Annotated in this window: 9 protein-coding genes; all 9 read left to right on the plus strand. The window is 36.2% G+C overall.

Features of this window, described 5'->3' with window-relative positions; all coding sequences use genetic code 11:
* The first annotated feature begins 57 nt into the window (after positions 1-57).
* Entirely contained in the window at positions 58-1,491 is a 1,434-nt protein-coding gene (locus ACFPTQ_RS03490) for a sialate O-acetylesterase (protein ID WP_379773917.1), read from the plus strand.
* A gap of 123 nt (positions 1,492-1,614) precedes the next feature.
* Positions 1,615-3,930 (plus strand): DUF5703 domain-containing protein, encoded by a 2,316-nt coding sequence (locus ACFPTQ_RS03495; protein WP_379773920.1) that lies wholly within the window; start codon positions 1,615-1,617, stop codon positions 3,928-3,930.
* Between the two features lie 8 nt (positions 3,931-3,938).
* The gene (locus ACFPTQ_RS03500; RefSeq protein WP_379773923.1) at positions 3,939-6,407 is read left to right on the plus strand and encodes a pectate lyase family protein; all 2,469 of its coding nucleotides are present in this window, start codon (positions 3,939-3,941) and stop codon (positions 6,405-6,407) included.
* A gap of 129 nt (positions 6,408-6,536) precedes the next feature.
* A complete protein-coding gene (locus tag ACFPTQ_RS03505) occupies positions 6,537-8,552 on the plus strand; it encodes an aceric acid hydrolase (RefSeq protein ID WP_379773925.1) in 2,016 nt (671 codons plus the stop codon).
* A 307-nt stretch (positions 8,553-8,859) separates the two neighbouring features.
* Positions 8,860-12,210, plus strand: coding sequence for a SusC/RagA family TonB-linked outer membrane protein (locus tag ACFPTQ_RS03510; RefSeq protein WP_379773927.1), 3,351 nt, complete (start codon positions 8,860-8,862; stop codon positions 12,208-12,210).
* A gap of 19 nt (positions 12,211-12,229) precedes the next feature.
* Positions 12,230-14,242, plus strand: a complete 2,013-nt coding sequence (locus tag ACFPTQ_RS03515; RefSeq protein WP_379773929.1) for a RagB/SusD family nutrient uptake outer membrane protein — start codon at positions 12,230-12,232, stop codon at positions 14,240-14,242.
* Positions 14,243-14,366: 124 nt separating this feature from the next.
* Entirely contained in the window at positions 14,367-16,085 is a 1,719-nt protein-coding gene (locus ACFPTQ_RS03520) for a polysaccharide lyase (RefSeq protein WP_379773931.1), read from the plus strand.
* Positions 16,086-16,176: 91 nt separating this feature from the next.
* Positions 16,177-16,842, plus strand: coding sequence for a DUF3826 domain-containing protein (locus tag ACFPTQ_RS03525; protein WP_379773934.1), 666 nt, complete (start codon positions 16,177-16,179; stop codon positions 16,840-16,842).
* 184 nt (positions 16,843-17,026) lie between these two features.
* On the plus strand, positions 17,027-20,179 hold the full coding sequence (locus tag ACFPTQ_RS03530; RefSeq protein WP_379773937.1) for a DUF6298 domain-containing protein: 3,153 nt from the start codon (positions 17,027-17,029) through the stop codon (positions 20,177-20,179).
* Positions 20,180-20,191: the final 12 nt, after the last annotated feature.

Genomic DNA, 20,191 nt, shown 5'->3' on the forward strand with positions numbered 1-20,191 from the left:
TGACTTTTAGACTACTTTTAAATGTTTGAAAAGAACGATAAAAAGAAATACAGAATAATGAAAAATTTTAGAAAATCAATTTTTGCGATTTTATGTTTATTAGCCAGTTTTCCAGTGCTTGCAGCTATCAAATTACCGGCTTTGTTTTCGGATAATATGATATTGCAACAAAAAACGAAAGCACCTATTTGGGGATGGGCGAATAAGAACGGAACGATAAAAATCAAAACTTCCTGGGATGCTAAAATCTATGAGGTGAAAACTGATAATGCAGGGAAGTGGAAAACACAGTTACAAACACCTGCAGCAGGTGGACCTTACTCAATTGAAGTTACGGAAGGAAAAGATAAGGCAGTTATCAAAAACATTTTGATTGGTGAAGTTTGGTTGTGTTCCGGACAATCCAATATGGAAATGCCTTTGAAAGGTTTTCCGGGTCAGCCTGTTTTGAATGGGAATGAAATGATAGTGCATTCGACCAATAAAAATATTCGATTCATTACAATTCCAAGAGCAACGGTTTTGACGCCAAATGAAGATTTTCAGGGGAAATGGGATATTGCAGGGCCACAAACCACAGGGAATTTTAGTGCTACAGCCTGGAATTTTGGTTCATTAGTGCAGGAATTGTTGCAGGTTCCGGTGGGTTTAATTCATGTTTCTTATGGAGGTTCTAGCATGGAAGCCTGGATGAATCAGGAAATGTTGAAGGATTTTAAAGAAACAAAAATCCCAACGACCAAAGAAGACTTAGCCAAAGATCCCAACCGAGTAGCTACGACTTTGTTTAACGGTATGCTTTCTCCGGTCATTGGTTACGGAATTAAAGGTTGTATCTGGTATCAGGGGGAATCCAATTATGAAAGAGCGGGACAATACAAAGACTTAATGAAAAAGATGGTGAGCAGCTGGAGAGGACTTTGGGGACAAGGCGATTTTCCGTTTTATTACTGCCAGATTGCACCGTTTAATTATGCGCAATTTCATCCAACTGACAATAAAGTAGCGTTTAATTCGGCGTTTTTGCGAGAAGCCCAATTGCAGGCTTCTGCGGAAATTCCAAATTCGGGAATGGCTGTTTTGATGGATATTGGCGAAGAAAATAACATTCATCCGGCGGATAAAAAAGCAGGAGGTAGTCGATTGGCTTATTTGGCCTTGACCAAAACCTATGGTTTGAATGGTTTTGAGTTTGAAAGTCCGGAATATAAGGCAATGGAAATCAAAGATAATTCGGTGACGGTTTCCTTTGATAAAGCACCAAACGGAATTACCTCTTATGGAAAAGAAGTAGTTGGTTTTGAAATAGCAGGAAGCGACAAAGTGTTTTATCCGGCTAAGGCAGAAGTGAGAAGAAAGTCGGTGGTGCTGACTTCAGACAAAGTAAAAGAACCAGTTGCTGTGCGTTATTTGTTTAAAGATTTTGCGAAAGCGGAATTGTTCAGTACAGGAGGATTGCCAATTTCTTCTTTCAGAACGGATAATTGGTAATTTGGTTTTAAAAAATAGAAACACGATTTTGTCATTCCGACGAAGGAGGAATCTCATCAAGTGACTCACATAGCGGAGATTCTTCGTTCCTCAGAATGACAAAGTAGACTAAAATAAATAAAATTGAAATATATAAAATACATCTTTTTTCTTTTGTCGCTATGTGTCAAGGCGCAAATACCTGTGCTTGATACTTATAATCCAGTTTGGACCACACAAAGTACCAATGCATCAGAATCTATGCCTTTGGGTGGTGGCGATATCGGTGCGAATGTTTGGGTAGAAAAAGGCGATTTGTATTTTTATTTTTCACGTTCGGGAACTTTTGACGAACACAACACTTTACTCAAATTAGGAAGAATCAAGGTAAGTCTGAGTCCGAATCCATTTCAAGATAATGAAGGTTTTAAGCAGGAATTACGTTTGAAAGATGGAAATATTAGTATTTCCCAAAACGGAACTACGGTAAAACTTTGGGTGGACGTTTTTAATCCAGTGATTCATGTGGATGTGATTAGTAAAGTTCCAACACAAATGAATGTTTCGTATGAAAGCTGGCGTTATAAAAACAGAGATTCTAAAGGAAAGGCTAATAATGCCAATTCGTACAAATGGGCGCCACAAGGCGATATAATCACTTATAAAGATTCGATTTCATTTGAAAAAAATAGGGTGCAATTCTATCACAGAAACAGAGCAACTACTGTTTTTGATGTGACGGTAAAGCAGCAAAAAATGGAATCAGTAAAAGACCAAATGCTGAATCCTATTGGGAATCTGACTTTTGGAGGACAATTATATGGAAGCAATTTAAAAGCAAACGGAACGTATAACGGAATTTATCAGGATACTGATTTTAAAGGTTTCCAACTTTCGAGTATAAAATCATCTAAAAAACATCAATTCCAAATTCAGTTGCATACGAATCAATCAGTAGATGCCAGTTTGTGGAACAAAGAATTGCAAAAACAAATCGCAACTTATAAAAAAGACAAGAATAAGACAGTTGCTTGGTGGCATAACTTCTGGAATCGTTCTTTTATTTATACACAAAAGGCAAAGACAGAAAAGGATTCAGTATATCAAATGGGGCAAAACTACCAATTGTTCCGTTACATGCTGGGTTGCAATGCTTATGGAAAATACCCAACGAAATTCAATGGCGGATTGTTCACGGTTGATCCCGTACATACCAATAAAGATTTGAATTTTACTCCGGATTTTCGCAATTGGGGTGGTGGAACGATGACGGCACAAAACCAACGATTGGTTTATTTTCCGATGCTGAAATCTGGTGATTTTGACATGATGCAATCCCAATTGGATTATTATTTGAGTTTGCAAAAAAATGCCGAATTGCGTTCACAAGTCTATTGGAAACACGGTGGATCGTCTTTTACAGAACAATTGGAAAATTTTGGCTTGCCCAATCCTGCGGAATATGAATGGAAACGCCCTGCCGATTATGATCCGGGAATGGAATACAACGCCTGGTTGGAATACGAATGGGATACGGTTTTGGAATTTTGTCAAATGATGCTTTCGCAAAAGGACTATGCGAATGCCGATATTAAAAAATACGAGTCTTTTATCCTGAGTTGCCTTCGGTTTTTTGACGAACATTATCAATATTTGGCCAAAAACAGAGGTCGAAAAGCCTTGGATGGCAATGGTCATTTGGTGCTGTATCCGGGTTCAGGAGCCGAAACCTATAAAATGGCGTACAATTCGAATAGTACAATTTCGGCGTTAAAAGTAATTTCGGAACAGTTATTGATGTTGTCGGCTGACTCCTTATCGAAAGAAGATTTGGACTATCTGAAAGCATTTCAAACCCGAATTCCTCCTTTAAATTTCAGGGAATTTGATGGATACAAAACATTGGCTCCGGCAAAATCTTGGGAACGAATCAATAATACCGAAGTGCCTCAATTGTATGCAGTTTATCCGTGGAAGATTTACGGATTAGGAAAAGCGGATATTCAAACGGCTTGGAATACCTGGAAATACGATACAGATGCGTTGAAATTTAGAAGTCATATTGGTTGGAAACAGGATAATATTTTCGCCGCCCGATTGGGATTAACAGAGGAAGCAGCCCAATTCAATTTGAAGAAGATGGCCAATTCCGAAAGACGTTTTCCAGCCTTTTGGGGTCCCGGATTTGACTGGGTTCCAGACCATAACTGGGGAGGAAGTGGCATGATAGGCATGCAGGAAATGCTTTTGCAAAGCAATGGGGATACCATTTATATTTTCCCGGCTTGGCCAAAGGATTGGGATGTGCATTTTAAATTGCATGCTCCTAAAAACACTACCGTAGAAGTGAAATTGGAAAATGGAAAACTAACTTTTTTGAGTGTTTTTCCAAAAGAAAGAGAAAAAGATATCGTGAATCTGCTGGGAATGTCTTTGGCAGAGAAAGAACAATTAAAATAATTTAAGAAATGAATGCAGTAAAACAACTGGCTTTTTACGCCTGCTCAATGATAACGTTTACATCGGTGTTGAGTGCTCAAAATAAAGAGGAATTTCCCTTAACAAAGTCTTTAAAAGTCGATTTGGATTTGGCACAAAGAAGAACTCAGGAGGTAAATGATCCTAATTATATTTCCTGGCCCATCAGCGAAGGAACTTCCATTGAAAAGTCTTTTGGAACCATAAAAGTCACTTTAAAAGGCACTATCAATTCGAGTTGGTACAAAACAGGAGTTCAGGCTCCTTATTATGCCCGTTTAGTCAATGACGGAATAGTGGCTGATAAAAGCGTTGAAATGATTTTTAGTGGTTTGTCAAGAGGATCGCATACTTTGCTGACTTTCAATAATACGTTTGATAGTCCTGAATTGGCCAATTATGCTCCGGTTAAAGTATTTGTAAACGGCGTGTATTCGCAAACTATTTTGCCATCTAATCGTGCGACTTCAACCATCGAAGCAGCTACTTCCTATATCAAGTTTGATGTTCAGGATGCCAAAGAGGTGGTAATTCGATTAGAAGCTGATGCACAAGCTGCAGGGAAAATCCAAAAAGTAATTTTGAATGGTTTCGAATTGGATTTGCCTAACCTTAAAAAACAAGCTCATACACCAAAACCTGCCAATAATGATGAACATGTGGTTTTAGCAAATGATTTTAAATTAGAATGGAAGTCACCGGAAGGAACAATTTCTCATGATTTTTATTTTGGCGAAAGCCAAGGTTTAGTAACCAAAGCCAATCATGATTCGGCGGAATTCAAAGGGAATTTGAAAATGAATGAAGCTACGATTGACATTAGTTCATTAGATAATTTGAAAAGTTATTATTGGAGAGTTGATGCAATTGATGCCAATAATGAAGTGACGAAAGGCAAAGTTTGGTTCTTTAAACCAGCCCAAATTGCTTTCCCGGGTGCCGAAGGTTATGGTCGTTTTGCTATAGGAGGAAGAGGTGGAAAAGTGGTTGCCGTGACTAACCTAAATGATAGCGGACCGGGAAGTTTACGAGATGCGGTAGAGCAGGAAATTGGGCCTAAAACCATTGTTTTTAATGTTTCAGGGAATATACAGTTAAAGTCAAGATTAGTGGTAAGTCAGCCTCATGTTACGATTGCCGGGCAAACCGCTCCGGGTAAGGGAATTATGATTAGCCGAGCGCCAATTGGATTAACCGGAAATGACGGAATTATTCGTTTTTTGAGAGTTCGTATTGGTGCAGGAACTACTTATGACGGAATGGGATTAACCGGTGCCAACAATAGTATTATTGACCACTGTTCGATTAGTTGGACTATTGATGAATCCTTCAGTTCTCGTGGAGCGCACAATATCAGTTTGCAACGAACTTTAATTGCCGAAGCTTTAAATGTGGCAGGTCATGATAAGTATGGATCTGGTAAAATGCACGGTTATGCGGCGACAATTGGTGGAGATGTAGGTAGTTTTCATCACAATTTATTAGCTCATAATTATGGTCGTAACTGGAGTATTGGTGGTGGATTAAATGGTGATGGCTATTATGGTGGTAAGGTTGATATTCGTAATAACGTAGTGTATAACTGGGGACACCGTGCTACCGACGGCGGTGCCAATCAGGTGAATTTTGTAAACAATTATTACAAACCGGGAGCGGCTACCAATTTCTTTTTTGCTTTAAATGCACAACATGAAGGAGTGGGAAAAGGAAAACAACAATATTATTTTGATGGGAATGTGATGCCGGGTCATTTTAATGAAAAAAATCAGGAAAAAGGAAGAACGGCGAGTTATTCTAATGGAGATAAATCTACATACGAGACTTTCTTAAACAAACCATTCTTTGAATCTTTTGTAACTACACAATCGGCTGAGGCAGCTTATAAAAATGTGTTGTCTGATGTTGGGGCTAACCAACCAATTTTTGATACGCATGACCAAAGAATTATTAAAGAAACTTTAAAAGGAACTTATACTTTCAAAGGAAGTAAAAGTGGTTTAGGCGGAATGATTGATACTGAAAAAGATGCCGGAAGTTGGGAAGAGTATCCAAATGAAGCTCGTCCAACCGACTGGGATACCGATCAGGACGGATTGCCAAATTGGTGGGAAACTGCTAAAGGATTGAATCCGAATTCTACACAAGGTGATTTTTCGGATGCTAATGCAGCTACTAAAAATGGGTACACCCAATTGGAGGATTATTTGAATTGGTTGGCACAGCCGCACTATGTTATCAGTGAAAATGAAACTTTACAATTAGATGTAGAAAGTTTCTTCAAAGGTTATACAAGCAAGCCGAAATACATAATTGGTAAAGTGAATAATGGTTCTGCTTCGATAGCTAAAAAAGAAATTGTTTTTAAAGCAAACAAAAAAGGTTTTGCTACTCTTGAAGTAAGTGTTCAGGATGCTGATGGAGATAGTATGAATAGACTAATAAATGTATTTGTGAAATAATTTTTTTAACCGCAAAGTACACAAAGCTTTCGCAAAGAGCGCAAAGCTTTGTGTTCTTTGCGTCACTTAAAGCTAGTTAAAAGGCTTTGATAACTTTGCGGTTAGATTTTATAATTAAATAATTAGAAAATGAAAAAGAACATCATTGTAGTTTTGGCAGTCCTTTTATCTGCTATTTCTTTCGCCCAAAATAAAGGTTTGGTGGATAATTCAGCTAGTCCGTTTACCAAATTAAAAAGTGTTGGTTTGCAGGATGTTAACTGGACTGGCGGTTTTTGGAAAGAACAGCTTAATGTTGAAAATAATCAGACCTTACCGTACATGTGGGACTTGTATCATAATGATGAGGTGTGTCACGCTTACGCCAATTTTGAAATAGCTGCCGGAAATAGAAAAGGAACTTTCAAAGGACCTTCTTTTCATGATGGGGATTTTTATAAAATTTTTGAAGGAATGGCGGCGACTTATGCAGTGACCAAAGACAAAAAGTTGGATAAACAAATGGACGAAGCCATAGCCTTGTTTGCTAAAGTGCAACGCAAAGATGGCTATTTACATACGCCTGTTTTGATAGACCAGCGTTGGGGAACTTTAGGTCCTGATGAAGTGAAAAAACAACTGGGCTTTGAAAAATACAACATGGGGCATTTGATGACTGCCGCTTGTATACATTATCGTGCTACCGGAAAAGATAACTTTTTAACTATAGCCAAAGGTGTTGCCGATTTCTTGTATGATTTTTACAAAAAAGCATCACCTGAGTTAGCTCGTAATGCTATTTGTCCTTCGCATTATATGGGAATTGTCGAAATGTATCGTACTACTAAGAATCTGAAATATTTAGAATTGGCCAATAATCTTATTGATATTCGTGGAACAACTAATGACGGAACCGATGATAATCAGGATAGAATTCCGTTTAGACAGCAAACAACTGCAATGGGACATGCGGTGAGAGCTAATTATTTGTACGCCGGAGTGGCCGATTTGTATGCTGAGACAGGTGAGAAAAAATTATTAGATAATTTACAGTCTATTTGGGAAGATGTTGTTTATCGCAAAATGTACATTACAGGTGCTTGTGGAGCCTTGTATGATGGCGTTTCTCCGGATGGAACTTCTTATGACCCTACAGTAGTTCAAAAAATTCATCAGGCTTACGGTCGTCCTTTTCAATTGCCCAATGCTACTGCGCATACGGAAACCTGCGCGAATATTGGTAATGTATTGTGGAATTGGAGAATGCTTCAGTTAACGGGAGATGCTAAATATGCCGATGTTTTAGAATTGGCATTGTACAATAGTGTTTTGTCTGGAATTAATCTTGAAGGAAACAAATTTTGCTACAATAACCCTTTGACAGTTACTTCCGATTTGCCTTTTCAACAACGTTGGGGGAATGAACGTGAAGGTTATATCGCCTTGTCCAATTGTTGTGCTCCAAATGTAACCCGTACGGTGGCCGAAGTCAATAATTATGCCTATAGTTTAACAAAGGAAGGTTTGTATGTCAATTTATACGGAAGTAATAATTTGAATTCAGCAACTGAAGAAGGAGAAAAAATACAACTACACCAACAATCGAATTATCCTTGGGATGGAGCCATAACCATTACAATGGACAACGCACCAAAGGAAAATTATGCTTTGTTTTTAAGAATTCCGGGTTGGAGTAATGGAGCTACGATAAAAGTTAACGGTAAAGTTGTTGAAGGAGCAGTCGTTTCAGGAAGCTATTTTAAATTGGAGCGTAAATGGAAAAAAGGAGACATTGTTAGTTTAAATATCCCAATGCCAGTTGAATTAATGCAGGCTAATCCATTGGTTGAGGAAGCGAGAAATCAAGTTGCGGTTAAAAGAGGCCCACTAGTTTATTGTTTGGAATCTAATGGGATTTCAAAACAAGCTTCTATAAATGAAGTGGTTTTGGATGTTCATTCCGATTTCAAAATTGAAAATACTAAAATTGATAATAGAGATTTAGTGGCTATTAAAGCAAAGGGATTTTTGAATTCGAATACTTGGGATAAAAAGTTGTACCAACCTTTACAAAATGCTAAAGAACCTATTTCTTTACAATTAGTTCCTTATTTCGCATGGGGAAATGGCAATAGTAAAGAAATGGCAGTTTGGTTTTTACGTTAAAAAACTTGTTAAAATCCTTCAATTAATTGAATAAAGAAAATTTAACATAAAAAAAACACGAAATATTAAAAAAATGTTGTCAAAAAATCGTGTTGTAATAAAAAATTAGTACATTTGAAATATGTAAACGTTTACATAGTCTTTTGTCATTAGGAAATTAGTCTAAAAGCATTTCTTTTTCTTACAAAATGTAAACGTTTACATAGTCAAAATTAGAATAAAAAAACTATCAAATTGAGTATTCAATTTTTTAGAAAATATAAACCAAACAAAAAACAATTAAATTTTAACCAAAAGAAACACAATTATGAAACAAACATTTAAATTGGTGTTTAGTGTATTGCTGTTCAGCTTGATGAGCTGGAGTGGTTTTGCGCAAAGTACAACTATCACAGGTAAGGTGGTAGATAAAGACGGACTAGGAGTTGTTGGTCTAAATGTTATTGAAAAAGGAACAAAAAATGGGGTTTTGACAGATATGGATGGGGCATATAAAATCCAAGTCCCAAAAGGTGCTGTACTGCAATTTTCTTTCATGGGTATGAAAACGGTAGAGAAAACAGTGGGGAATTCTTCTTCAATTAACGTTGTTATGATAGACGATTCTGCAACTTTAAATGAGGTGGTGGTTGTAGGTTATGGTACACAAAAGAAAGGAAATCTTACGGCATCGGTAGTTACAATAAAACCTGATGATGTAAGGGATTTGCCTGTTTCTAATTTATCCGAGGCTTTAAGAGGATTGGCTCCTGGAGTAAATGTTAGTAATGCTAACGGTTCAAGTCGTCCAGGAGGGTCAGCTGATATAACTATTCGTCAATCTTATGGATTTACTAATGCGACTTCTCAATTTAGTGTGCCTTTGATTGTTATTGATGATATGGTTCAAATTGATCCAGCAACTGGAAGAACATCACAAGAGGCATTTAATAGATTGGATCCTTCAGAAATTGAAAGTATTACGATTTTGAAAGACGGTTCGGCAGCGATTTATGGTTCTCGTGCTTCTCAAGGTGCTATTATCGTGAAAACTAAAAGAGGTAAAGAAGGAAAAGCTAGGTTTAATTATTATTCTCAATTTGCAGTTAATGACGCTGTCAGTCATCAAAAAACGATGAGTGCTTACGAGCATGGTGTTTGGAAAAACAGATTTTTAAGTTCAAATTTGGATGCAGATCAATCAAAATATTTCACTTCTGATGAATTAGAAAAAATGAAAAATTTGGATTATGACTGGTTGAAAAAAGCTTGGAAAGCAGCTACCCAACAAAGACATACACTCAATGTAAATGGAGGTACGGATAAGGCTACTTATTTTGCAGGTGTTGCTTTTTATACTCAGGGTGCTAATTTAGGAGAACAGGATTATAAAAAATGGAATTTTCGTACAGGTACAACTGTTAAAGTAACAGATAATCTAGAGTTTTCTGCTTCTCTTTCGGGTACTTCAACAGATACACAAAAATCATTTACGAAGGCATCGGCTAACTTAAATGATAGTAGTTTTGGTTCTCTTTCTTCAGGAGAGCAGGCTGATTATATGTATTTGTTGCACATGCCTAAATACATCCCATGGGAAACAACTGTTAATGGTAAAAAATATTGGATGTCTCCATTTCCTCGTACAGATAAAAATTTAGGAAGTGCAAATAATAGAGCTACTATAGCTGGTTGGAATTATTTTGCAGCCTTGGATGCAGGAAAGCAAACAGAAGAAGAATTCAATTATAATGTAAATTTGAATTTGACATATAAAGTCCCTTTTATCAAAGGAATGTCGATTAAAGGTAGTTATGCCAGAAGCCAATCTAGTTATGCTTCTGAACAGATGCAGTTGCCATTTGATTTGGCTAGAATAACAAATTATGAAACAACAGGTAATCATCTTGAAAATGAAAATTCAATCTACGCAATTGAAACCAATAGTGCTCAATCTAGAGTTTATTATTACAATGATGTAGACAAAGCGATACAATCCAATATTTTTGCGAATTATAATAGAACTTTTGGCGATCATGCTATTGACGCAATGGTTGGTGTTGAACGTTCTGAGTTAAATAGTAGAAGTGTTCGTTTAGCTTATGAAGGTACTGGTAAAGATTATCTAGGAGAATATACCACTGCAGGACCGATAAGTTCTAATTCTACAGCTACAAAAGCTGAGTCAGGAACACTTTCTTATTTAGGACGTTTGAATTATGGATATAAGGATAAGTACTTAATGTCGTTAATTTTTAGAAGTGATGCTTCTACCAAATTTGCTCCTAAAAACTATTGGGGGTTTTTCCCAGGTGCACAATTGGGGTGGGTAGTATCTAAGGAAAACTGGTTTAGAGACAATGTTTCCTGGGTAGATAATTTAAAATTCCGTTATTCGATTGGTAAAACAGGAAAAGATGCTATAGATGCATGGAAATGGCAACAATTGTATGAAACAATTGTAGATAAGGGAGCTCAATTTGGAAATTTGGGAGGGACTTTGGGATCAGGAATCACTCCAAGAATTACTCCAAATTCAGAAGTAAGATGGGATACAAGTCTTAAGCAGAATTATGGTATCGATTTAGCTGTATTGAATAATAGATTACAAATTAATTTTGATTATTTTTTCAATAAAAACACTGATTTTTTAGTTGATATGGCAAGTGTTGTAGGGACTCCAATTTCAGTTGGTGGTGGTTTAGCAGAAGTAAATTATGGAGCTATTAATGACTGGGGTACAGAGTTTTCAATAAATTGGAACGATAAAATTAAAGATAAATTCAGTTATAATGTTGGGGTGAATTTTGGTTTTAATAATAGTGAAATTAAGAAATTTCCTGAGGCTGCTTTAGCATTAGAATCTGATAATGTAAGACGTGTTGGTTCTCCTGGATATTTTCCAGTTTGGGGATTTAGAACTTGGAAAGAAACCTCTTCAGGAGATGGGATTTTGCGTACCGATGAAGATATTGCGAAATATTGGCAGTATCTAACAGATAGAGCAACAGCAGTTGGAGGGACTCCTAGTTATTTTACAGTTTCTAGTGTGTCTAATATGAGAAAGGGTATGCTTGCTTATGAAGATATTGGAGGTGTATTTAATTCTACAACTGGTGTTCAAGCACCGGCGGATGGAAGGATTGCTGTAAGTAATAAAGGAGAAGATTATGTTAAATTATTGAATACTAGTAGAACCTATGGATTTACAACAAATCTTGGTTTTAAATACGGTAGTTTTTATTTTAAATCGCAAATTGCAACTTCTTGGGGTGGTTATAATGCTTTGGATTTGATAAAACAAGGAATTGGAACGGGGTCTACTTCTTCACATAATGATTGGTCACATGAAATTTTTTGGACTGATATGTATGATGCTACTACAAATCCTAATGGGAAGTATCCAAATATGTATCAAACAAATAATTTTAACCCATCTGATTTCTGGCAACTAAGTAATTTCAGATGTGTGATTAGAAATTTATCTTTAGGTTTTGCTATCCCAAAAGAAGCTCTTAAAACCATTAAAGTGGATGGTGTGAATTTTGGTATTACGGGTCAAAATCTTTGGGATTTATACAATCCATATCCAAAAAAATACCGTAACATGTATGATGATTCAACTACTAAATACCCAACTCTTAGAACATGGTCTATTAGTATGAATGTATTATTTTAATTTAAAAATTAATTTTTATATGAAAACAATATTTAATAAATATATATCTGTTTCATTATTACTGATAATGGGGCTTTCTTCTTGTAGTGATGATTTTTTAGAAGAAAAAAAACAATATAGATATTATGATGAGAGTTTTTTAGAAAACGAAACTCGTGTAAATCAGTATGTGAATAATTTATATTATGATTTTTATGATGGTTATAAATCTCCTCTAGCTATTAGAGTGGCATCATGGACAACTACTGAAACTTCCTATACTGAAGAATTAGGAGGGATTTCAAATCTTATTAATCCTGGTGTAACTTTACAAAATGCCGATGATGGATCCAGCTATTATGGGAATAAACTTGGTACTACTCTTAGTAATAATCCTTATACTAGAATTAGGGATTGTAATTTTTTATTAGATAATTTAGATAGAGTTGGAGCTGCTTTATCACAGACTTTTCGTGATCAAATAAAAGGGCAGGTTTATTTTCTACGTGCAATACAGTATTTTGATTTAATGCGTACCTATGGAGGTGTACCAATTGTGACAAGTGTATCAGATGCTAACTCTATTGATGAGTCCATTAAAATACCTAGAGCGACAGTTACAGAAACTGTTAATCAAATTGTAGCTGATTTAGATTTAGCTGCTACATTGTTACCCGGAAACTGGGGAGCATCTGATTATGGACGTTTCACACGAGGTGCAGCATTGGCTCAAAAATCAAGAGTTTTATTGACTTATGCGAGTCCTTTATTCAATAAAAATTGGGACACATCAACTGCTCGTTGGGATGCAGCTTTAGCTGCTAGTTTAGCTGCTGAAACCCAATTAACGACAGATGGATATGGTTTATATGGTACAAATGCTAAACAATGGGCTGAAATGTTCTATATTAACGATAATGCTAAGAATAGTGAAGCAATTGTTGTTAAACTTTTGGCAAATGGTACATCTGCATTATATTCAAATAATGGATGGGAAAAATCAATTAGATTAGCCAGTCAGGGTGGAGCAGCTGGTTCGGGTGTAAAAGTACCGAAGAGAATGATTGATTTATTTCCTATGGCTGATGGGACACGTCCTATGAATGATATTACAGGAACAGCTATTAATGGTTATGATCCATTCCTTTTCTTTAAAGGACGTGATCCACGTTTTTATAGAACTTTTGGTTTTTCTGGATGTTATTGGCCATATACTAATTCACTTGGAAATACAACTCAACCAACCGTTTGGGCTTATCGTTGGGCACCAACTACTACTTCAACATCTTTTGGTTTTAGTATGGGTAATGATGTGCCAAGTCCTGCTTTCGTTCGTAAAATGTCTAGTCCGACGGTAAGTAACACTTCAAATTTTCAGTATTCAGGTACGGATATTATGGAATACCGTTTTGCCGAGTTGTTGTTAAACATTGCTGAATGTTATGCTGCAAAAGGAGATGTTGCAAATACGCTGGTGTATTTAGGTAAAATAAGAAATCGTGTTGGTATACCTTCTACAAATAATTATGGAATTGGAACTTTAGCTGATAAATATGCCGCTCTTGAGGCAGTTTTGTATGAGCGTAGAGTTGAGTTAGCTTATGAAGGAAAACGTTTCTGGGACGTACAACGTTGGATGTTATATAGTGATGATAGTTCTGTAAATGTTGATAATACAAATACAAAACTTAATATTCCTGCTATAAACGGGACACAACGTATAGGTAACTATTTGCATTGTAAAGCCTTAAGCGCTGTAGGTACAGACCCTTTAACTTCAGCACGTGCAGCTATTTCAGTAGATCCTGATAATGCTAACTTTACAACTCAAATAAATGCTTTAGCGGCATTTTACACCGCCAACTTTGAGTTAAAATCACCTCCATCACCAATGGATAATGTAAGTAGTGTTGCAACTAATATTTTATGGAGACCTAATTATTACCTTTTTGGGCTTACGGCTACGGTTTTATCCCAAAATCCTTGGTTAATACAAACTAAAGGATGGAATGATGCTACGAATACTATGGGAACTTATGACTATCAAGAATAGTAAATAATACAACAATAGAAATGCCTGAAATTAATCAGGCATTTCTAATTTTAACTACCAAATTTTAATTTAATAAATAGCAATTCTAACCCAATGTTTTTTATTAATTAAGAATTACTTTAAAATGAACAAATTAAATTTTTTATTGGCTTTTTTAGTTTTGGGAAGTGCGAATTGTTTTGCACAATACCCAAAAATTTCACCTGAAGTGCAGGCGAGAGAAAATGCGATTAAGGCGGAGGCTGAAAAGCTTTCTAATGAGGCTTGGGAAAAAGCTAAGGTTATTGTAGAACAAGAAGCGGCACAGGGTAAACCATTTGTTCCTTGGGCGTCAAGACCTACCGATTTACCACAGGCTGATATTCCTGCTTTTCCGGGTGCAGAAGGAGGAGGTATGTATAGTTTTGGAGGTCATGGCGGTAAAGTCTTAACAGTTACTAGCCTTGAAGATAGAGGGCCTGGTACTTTGCGTGAAGCTTTAGAACAGGGTGGTGCAAGAATAATTGTATTTAATGTCTCTGGAATTATCAAATTAAAAAGTCCATTAATTGTACGTGCTCCTTACGTAACTATTGCAGGTCAGACAGCTCCTGGTGACGGAATTTGTGTGGCAGGTGAAACGATTTGGGTTAATACCCATGATGTAGTAATTCGTCATATGCGTTTCCGAAGAGGAGAAACATTCGTTGGTCGACGTGATGATGCTATTGGTGGAAATCCTGTAGGTAATGTAATTATCGACCACGTTTCGGCAACTTGGGGATTAGACGAAAATATGTCTTTCTATCGCCATATGTATGATGATGAAACAGGTGGTCCTGAAAAGAAAATGGGCATTGTGAATGTTACTATTCAAAATAGTTTATTTGCAGAAGGATTGGATACTTACAATCATGCTTTTGGAAGTACATTAGGAGGTGAAAATTGTTCCTTTATAAGAAACTTATGGTCTTGTAATACGGGAAGAAATCCTTCTATTGGTTGGAACGGAATTTTCAATTTTGCTAATAACGTTATTTTTAACTGGGTAAATCGTTCTATTGATGGAGGAGATTATACCGCTCAGTATAATATTATCAACAACTATTTTAAACCGGGTCCTGCTACGAACAAAGACGAGCCTATTAGCTATCGAATTTTGAAACCAGAATCAGGAAGAAGTAAATTGCCGTACATGGTTTTTGGAAGAGCATATGTAAATGGAAATAAAGTTGAGGGCAATGAAAAAGTTACTAAAGACAATTGGAATGGTGGTGTTCAAATGGAAAATAAAAAGGGAGAGCAAATGTCATTTGAAGAAGCGTCAACCTATTTTCCTAAAATGAAATTTGATAAACCTTTTCCAATGCCATGGTTAAAAAAGTTTATGAGTGCTGATGAAACGTATGATTATGTACTTAAAAATGTAGGAGCTAATTTACCTTTGAGAGATCCAGTTGATACTCGCATTATAAGAGTAGTTAAAACAGGTGTTCCTGAATATGCTAAAGGTTTAGAGAAAAAAACTTTCTACCAGTTTGAGCACCGTCGTTTACCGATGGATTCATACAAATTAGGAATTATTACTGATATTTCTCAAGTAGGTGGTTATCCAGAATACAAAGGAAAGGCCTATAAAGATTCTGATAAAGATGGAATGCCAGATGAATGGGAGAAAAAATACGGTTTGAATCCTAATGATGCTTCTGATGCTAATGGCGATATTAATGGAGATGGATATACTAATATCGAAAAATATATTAACGGTATCGATCCTACTAAAAAAGTAGATTGGAAAAACTTGGATAATAATGAAGATACTTTGGCTAAATTAGGTCAAGGATTAGCAGAGTATAAGAAATAATTTGATGATAATAGGCATATTTCTTGCTCTGTCAGTGTTTGATAGGGCAAGAATTTTGCTTTATAGGAATTAAATTTTAAATAAAAAATGGATGAAAACATATAAAAAAATTGTAGTAGCATTGATGCTATTTGTCGCTTCTAATGTTGTTTTAGCTCAGAATGCTAATGATGTAGAATATGTAAAAGTGACCAATGAAAGAGCACAAAAAATTGTTAACGACCTTAAAATTAAATCGGCTAAAGACCAATTAGCAGTAAGAGATATCATAGCCGAACAATATCGTTCTTTGGCAAAGATTCACGAAGGGCGTGATGCTCAAATTGCAGCAATCAAGAAAACGATAACCGAAAAAGAAAAGCAACAACAAGCAATCGATAAATTAAAAAAAGAGGCAGACAAAAATATAGCCTTATTGCACAAATCCTACTTAAAAAAATTAGGGAAAAAATTAAATGCTGATCAAATTAATCAAGTAAAAGACGGAATGACTTATGGTGTTCTTCCAATTACAGTAGCGGGTTACAACGATATGTTGCCTAATCTAACAGCTGCTCAAAAAAAGTATATCTACGAAGCTTTAGTAGAAGCCCGAGAACATGCTATGGATGGAGGTTCATCAAAAGAGAAACATGGTTGGTTTGGAAAATACAAAGGAAGAATCAATAATTACCTTTCTAAACAAGGTTATGATTTGAATAAAGAAAGCGCAGACTGGCATAAAAGATTAGAAGAAAGAGAAAAGAATAAAAAGTAATACAATATTAATTGCTCCATAAGTCTTTGAAGAGTAATTAAGTGTATTACATATTAATCGTGATACGTATTTAACGATTTGGAACTAATCAAATTAATAGATTGGTTAGCAATAGAAAATAATTGAATTTGTATCTAAATGTCTTTTTGAAATAGCTAAATTACAGCTCAGTAAATTTTTTACAATGAATTCTATTTTATCAAACAATAGTAATGCTCTTTCTGTATTTAAGCTGTCCTTGTACAGTTGGTTATTCTTTTCTATGAGTCTAGTTGCTCAAGAGAAATTTCCTGATATTGAAATAAAAGCCAAGAATAAAATTGTAGTCACTGCTGATGCATTAGGCAATCAGATTCTTGATTTTTCGTATGCCGGTTATATGGCTTCTGAAAATGCAATTCCGAATATTGATAACAAGATTTTTGTTCCAAAACAAGAACAAGATGCTACCCAAAAAATACAAGCTGCATTAGATTATGTGAGTAATTTAAAGCCTAATAAATCAGGATTTAGAGGAGCAGTTCTTTTAGATAAAGGAACTTTTAAAGTAAGCGGAACTTTATTCATCCGTAAATCAGGTGTGGTGTTACGCGGAAGCGGGAACAATGAAAACGGAACTGTACTTTTAGGAACTGGTTTGAAAAGAGAATCAGTGATTCGTGTTTTAGGAGTGGATGATAAAAAATTAGGCGAAAGTTTTGAAATAAACACTGTTTATACACCACTTGGAACTCAAAAAATCCAATTGAAAAACGCAGCCAAATTAAGAGCTACCGATGAAATTATCATCAGTAGACCCTTAACCGATTCCTGGATCAAAGAATTAAAAATGGACGATTTTGGTGCCGAAACCGCTTGGGTAGGTTGGAAAAAAAACGATTGGGATATTAGTTGGAATCGAGTTGTGAAGCAAGTTAATGGAAATGAAGTGACTTTAAATGCTCCTTTAACGATGGCTTTGGATACTAAATATGGCGATACCAAAGTAACTATTTACACTTGGTCAGGTCGAATAGAAAATATTGGAATTGAGAATATTTTGATGAAATCTACCTATGATGTTTCTAATCCTAAAGACGAAGAGCACAGATGGCAGGCTATCAGTATTGAAAACACCAGAAATGCATGGGTAAAACAAGTTAGCTTTAAACATTTTGCAGGAGGTGCAGTTTCTGTTTTAAAATCATCCCAACAAATTACTGTTGAAGATTGTATGGCTACAGAGCCAATTTCAGAGATTGCAGCTTTTAGAAGACATACTTTTTATACCGAAGGACAACAAACCTTGTTTCAAAGATGTTATTCTGAAAACGGGTATCATGATTTTGCTGTAGGCGGTTTTGGAACTACTGGTCCTAATGTTTTTATTCAATGCGAATCGTATTTGCCTTTTAGTAATAGTGGAGCCATTGGAAGTTGGTCAACGGGCGTACTTTTTGATGTTTCTTATGTAGATGGTCACGCCATTAGCTATAACAACAGAGAACAAAATGGTCGAGGTGCTGGATGGACGGCTGCTAATAGTGTGATTTGGGAAACTTCGGCTTCCAGAATAGATTGTTACAATCCTCCAACGGCTCACAACTGGGCTTTTGGTGTTTGGGGTGGAATAATGGCAGGAGATGGACATTGGAAGGATGTAAACAACCACATTTCTCCAAGAAGTTTGTTCTATGCCCAATTAGAAAACCGCTTGGAAAAACTTCCTGTTAATCCCTATGTTTTTGATTTAGGTTCTGAACCTTCATCCAGTCCATCGGTTGATGTTGCTCAGGAATTAACTAACAAAGCTGCTACCATTACCAAAACGTTACAAGAATGGATTGCTGAAGTATCCCTATTAAATCCGATAAACACGAATCCTTCAGGACTTAAAAATGCCAATGATTTAAAACTTGATGCTCAGAATTCGAATATAAATTCGTCCAAAGTCATTGTTAAAAACGGCTGGCTTACTTATGATGGTAAATTAATGACTGGAGCACGTTTGAGTGTGCCTTGGTGGAGAGGAAGCCTTAGAAATAGCGATTTGTCGAAAGCACTTCCGCATGTTACCCGATATGTTCCGGGTCGAAGAGGAACCGGATTGACCGATAATATTGAGGATGTGGTGTCTTATCTAAAAGAACACAATACGGTTGCCTTAGAGCATAATTATGGTTTATGGTACGAGCGTCGTATGGATGATCACGAGCGTGTACGTCGTTTTGATTCAGATGTTTGGCCTCCATTTTACGAGCAACCATTTGCAAGATCAGGCGAAGGTTTGGCTTGGGATCAATTGAGTAAATATGATTTGACTAAGTTTAATAATTGGTATTGGGATCGTTTGGCTCGTTTTGCCAATTTAGCGGAAACCCAAGGTCAACTATTAGTGAACCAACAATATTTCCAACACAATATTATCGAAGCAGGGGCGCATTGGTCTAGTTCACCTTGGCGTTCAGCCAATAATGTAAACCAAACTGGATTCCCTGAACCGCCACCTTATGCCGGAGACAAACGTATTTTCATGGCAGAACAATTTTACGATGTCAATAATCAGGCACGTAAAAAATTACATCAGGGATTCATTCGTAAGAGCTTAGAAAATTTCGAAAACAATTCTAATGTAATTCAGTTAACAAGCGCCGAATATACAGGACCGTTACACTTTATGCAGTTTTGGTTGGATGAAGTTCAAAAATGGAAAGACGAAACTGCTAAAAAAGCAATCATTGGTTTAAGTGCGACCAAAGATGTTCAGGATGCTATTTTGAATGACGCACAAAGAGCCAAAAAGGTAGATGTAATTGATATTCGATATTGGTATTACAAAGAGGATGGAACGGCCTATGCTCCCGAAGGCGGAAAAAATTTAGCACCAAGACAGCACGCCCGATTAATGAAAGTAGGAAAAGAAACGGACGAACAGGTGTATCGTGCCGTTCGTGAGTATCGCGAGAAATATCCGGACAAAGTAGTTTTATATTCTACTGATGGTTCGCCTCGTTTTGGATGGGCTGCTTTGATGGGTGGCGCTTCTTTACCAGCATTGCCAAAAGTAGCACTTCCTGAATTCTATCAGGCTATTGCTACTATGCAATTGGTTGCCGGAAATAATTATCAGGACGCTATTTGGAAATTAGAAAACAAAGGACAAAGTTATTTGTACTATGTCAAAAATCCACAGGAGGTGTCTTTAGACCTTAGCAAATACAAGGGAACTTTCGAAGTCTATACAATCAATACGACTACTGGAAATGTTACTAAAAAAGAAACTTTAGCCGGAGGGAAAACAGTGGTTATACCTGCGAAGGATACGAATGATAAAGTGTTATTTATTTTAAAAAAATAAAAATTAAACGAA

It is taken from the genome of Flavobacterium sp. GCM10022190 (assembly GCF_042656445.1).
In the GTDB taxonomy this organism is placed as follows: Bacteria; Bacteroidota; Bacteroidia; order Flavobacteriales; family Flavobacteriaceae; genus Flavobacterium; species Flavobacterium nitratireducens.

Bases quoted from the DNA above. Each gene is read 5' to 3' on its own strand.
- ACFPTQ_RS03490 (WP_379773917.1), top strand. From the start codon at position 58: ATGAAAAATTTTAGAAAATCAATTTTTGCGATTTTATGTTTATTAGCC.
- ACFPTQ_RS03500 (WP_379773923.1), top strand. From the start codon at position 3,939: ATGAATGCAGTAAAACAACTGGCTTTTTACGCCTGCTCAATGATAACG.
- ACFPTQ_RS03505 (WP_379773925.1), top strand. From the start codon at position 6,537: ATGAAAAAGAACATCATTGTAGTTTTGGCAGTCCTTTTATCTGCTATT.
- ACFPTQ_RS03510 (WP_379773927.1), top strand. From the start codon at position 8,860: ATGAAACAAACATTTAAATTGGTGTTTAGTGTATTGCTGTTCAGCTTG.
- ACFPTQ_RS03515 (WP_379773929.1), top strand. From the start codon at position 12,230: ATGAAAACAATATTTAATAAATATATATCTGTTTCATTATTACTGATA.
- ACFPTQ_RS03520 (WP_379773931.1), top strand. From the start codon at position 14,367: ATGAACAAATTAAATTTTTTATTGGCTTTTTTAGTTTTGGGAAGTGCG.
- ACFPTQ_RS03525 (WP_379773934.1), top strand. From the start codon at position 16,177: ATGAAAACATATAAAAAAATTGTAGTAGCATTGATGCTATTTGTCGCT.
- ACFPTQ_RS03530 (WP_379773937.1), top strand. From the start codon at position 17,027: ATGAATTCTATTTTATCAAACAATAGTAATGCTCTTTCTGTATTTAAG.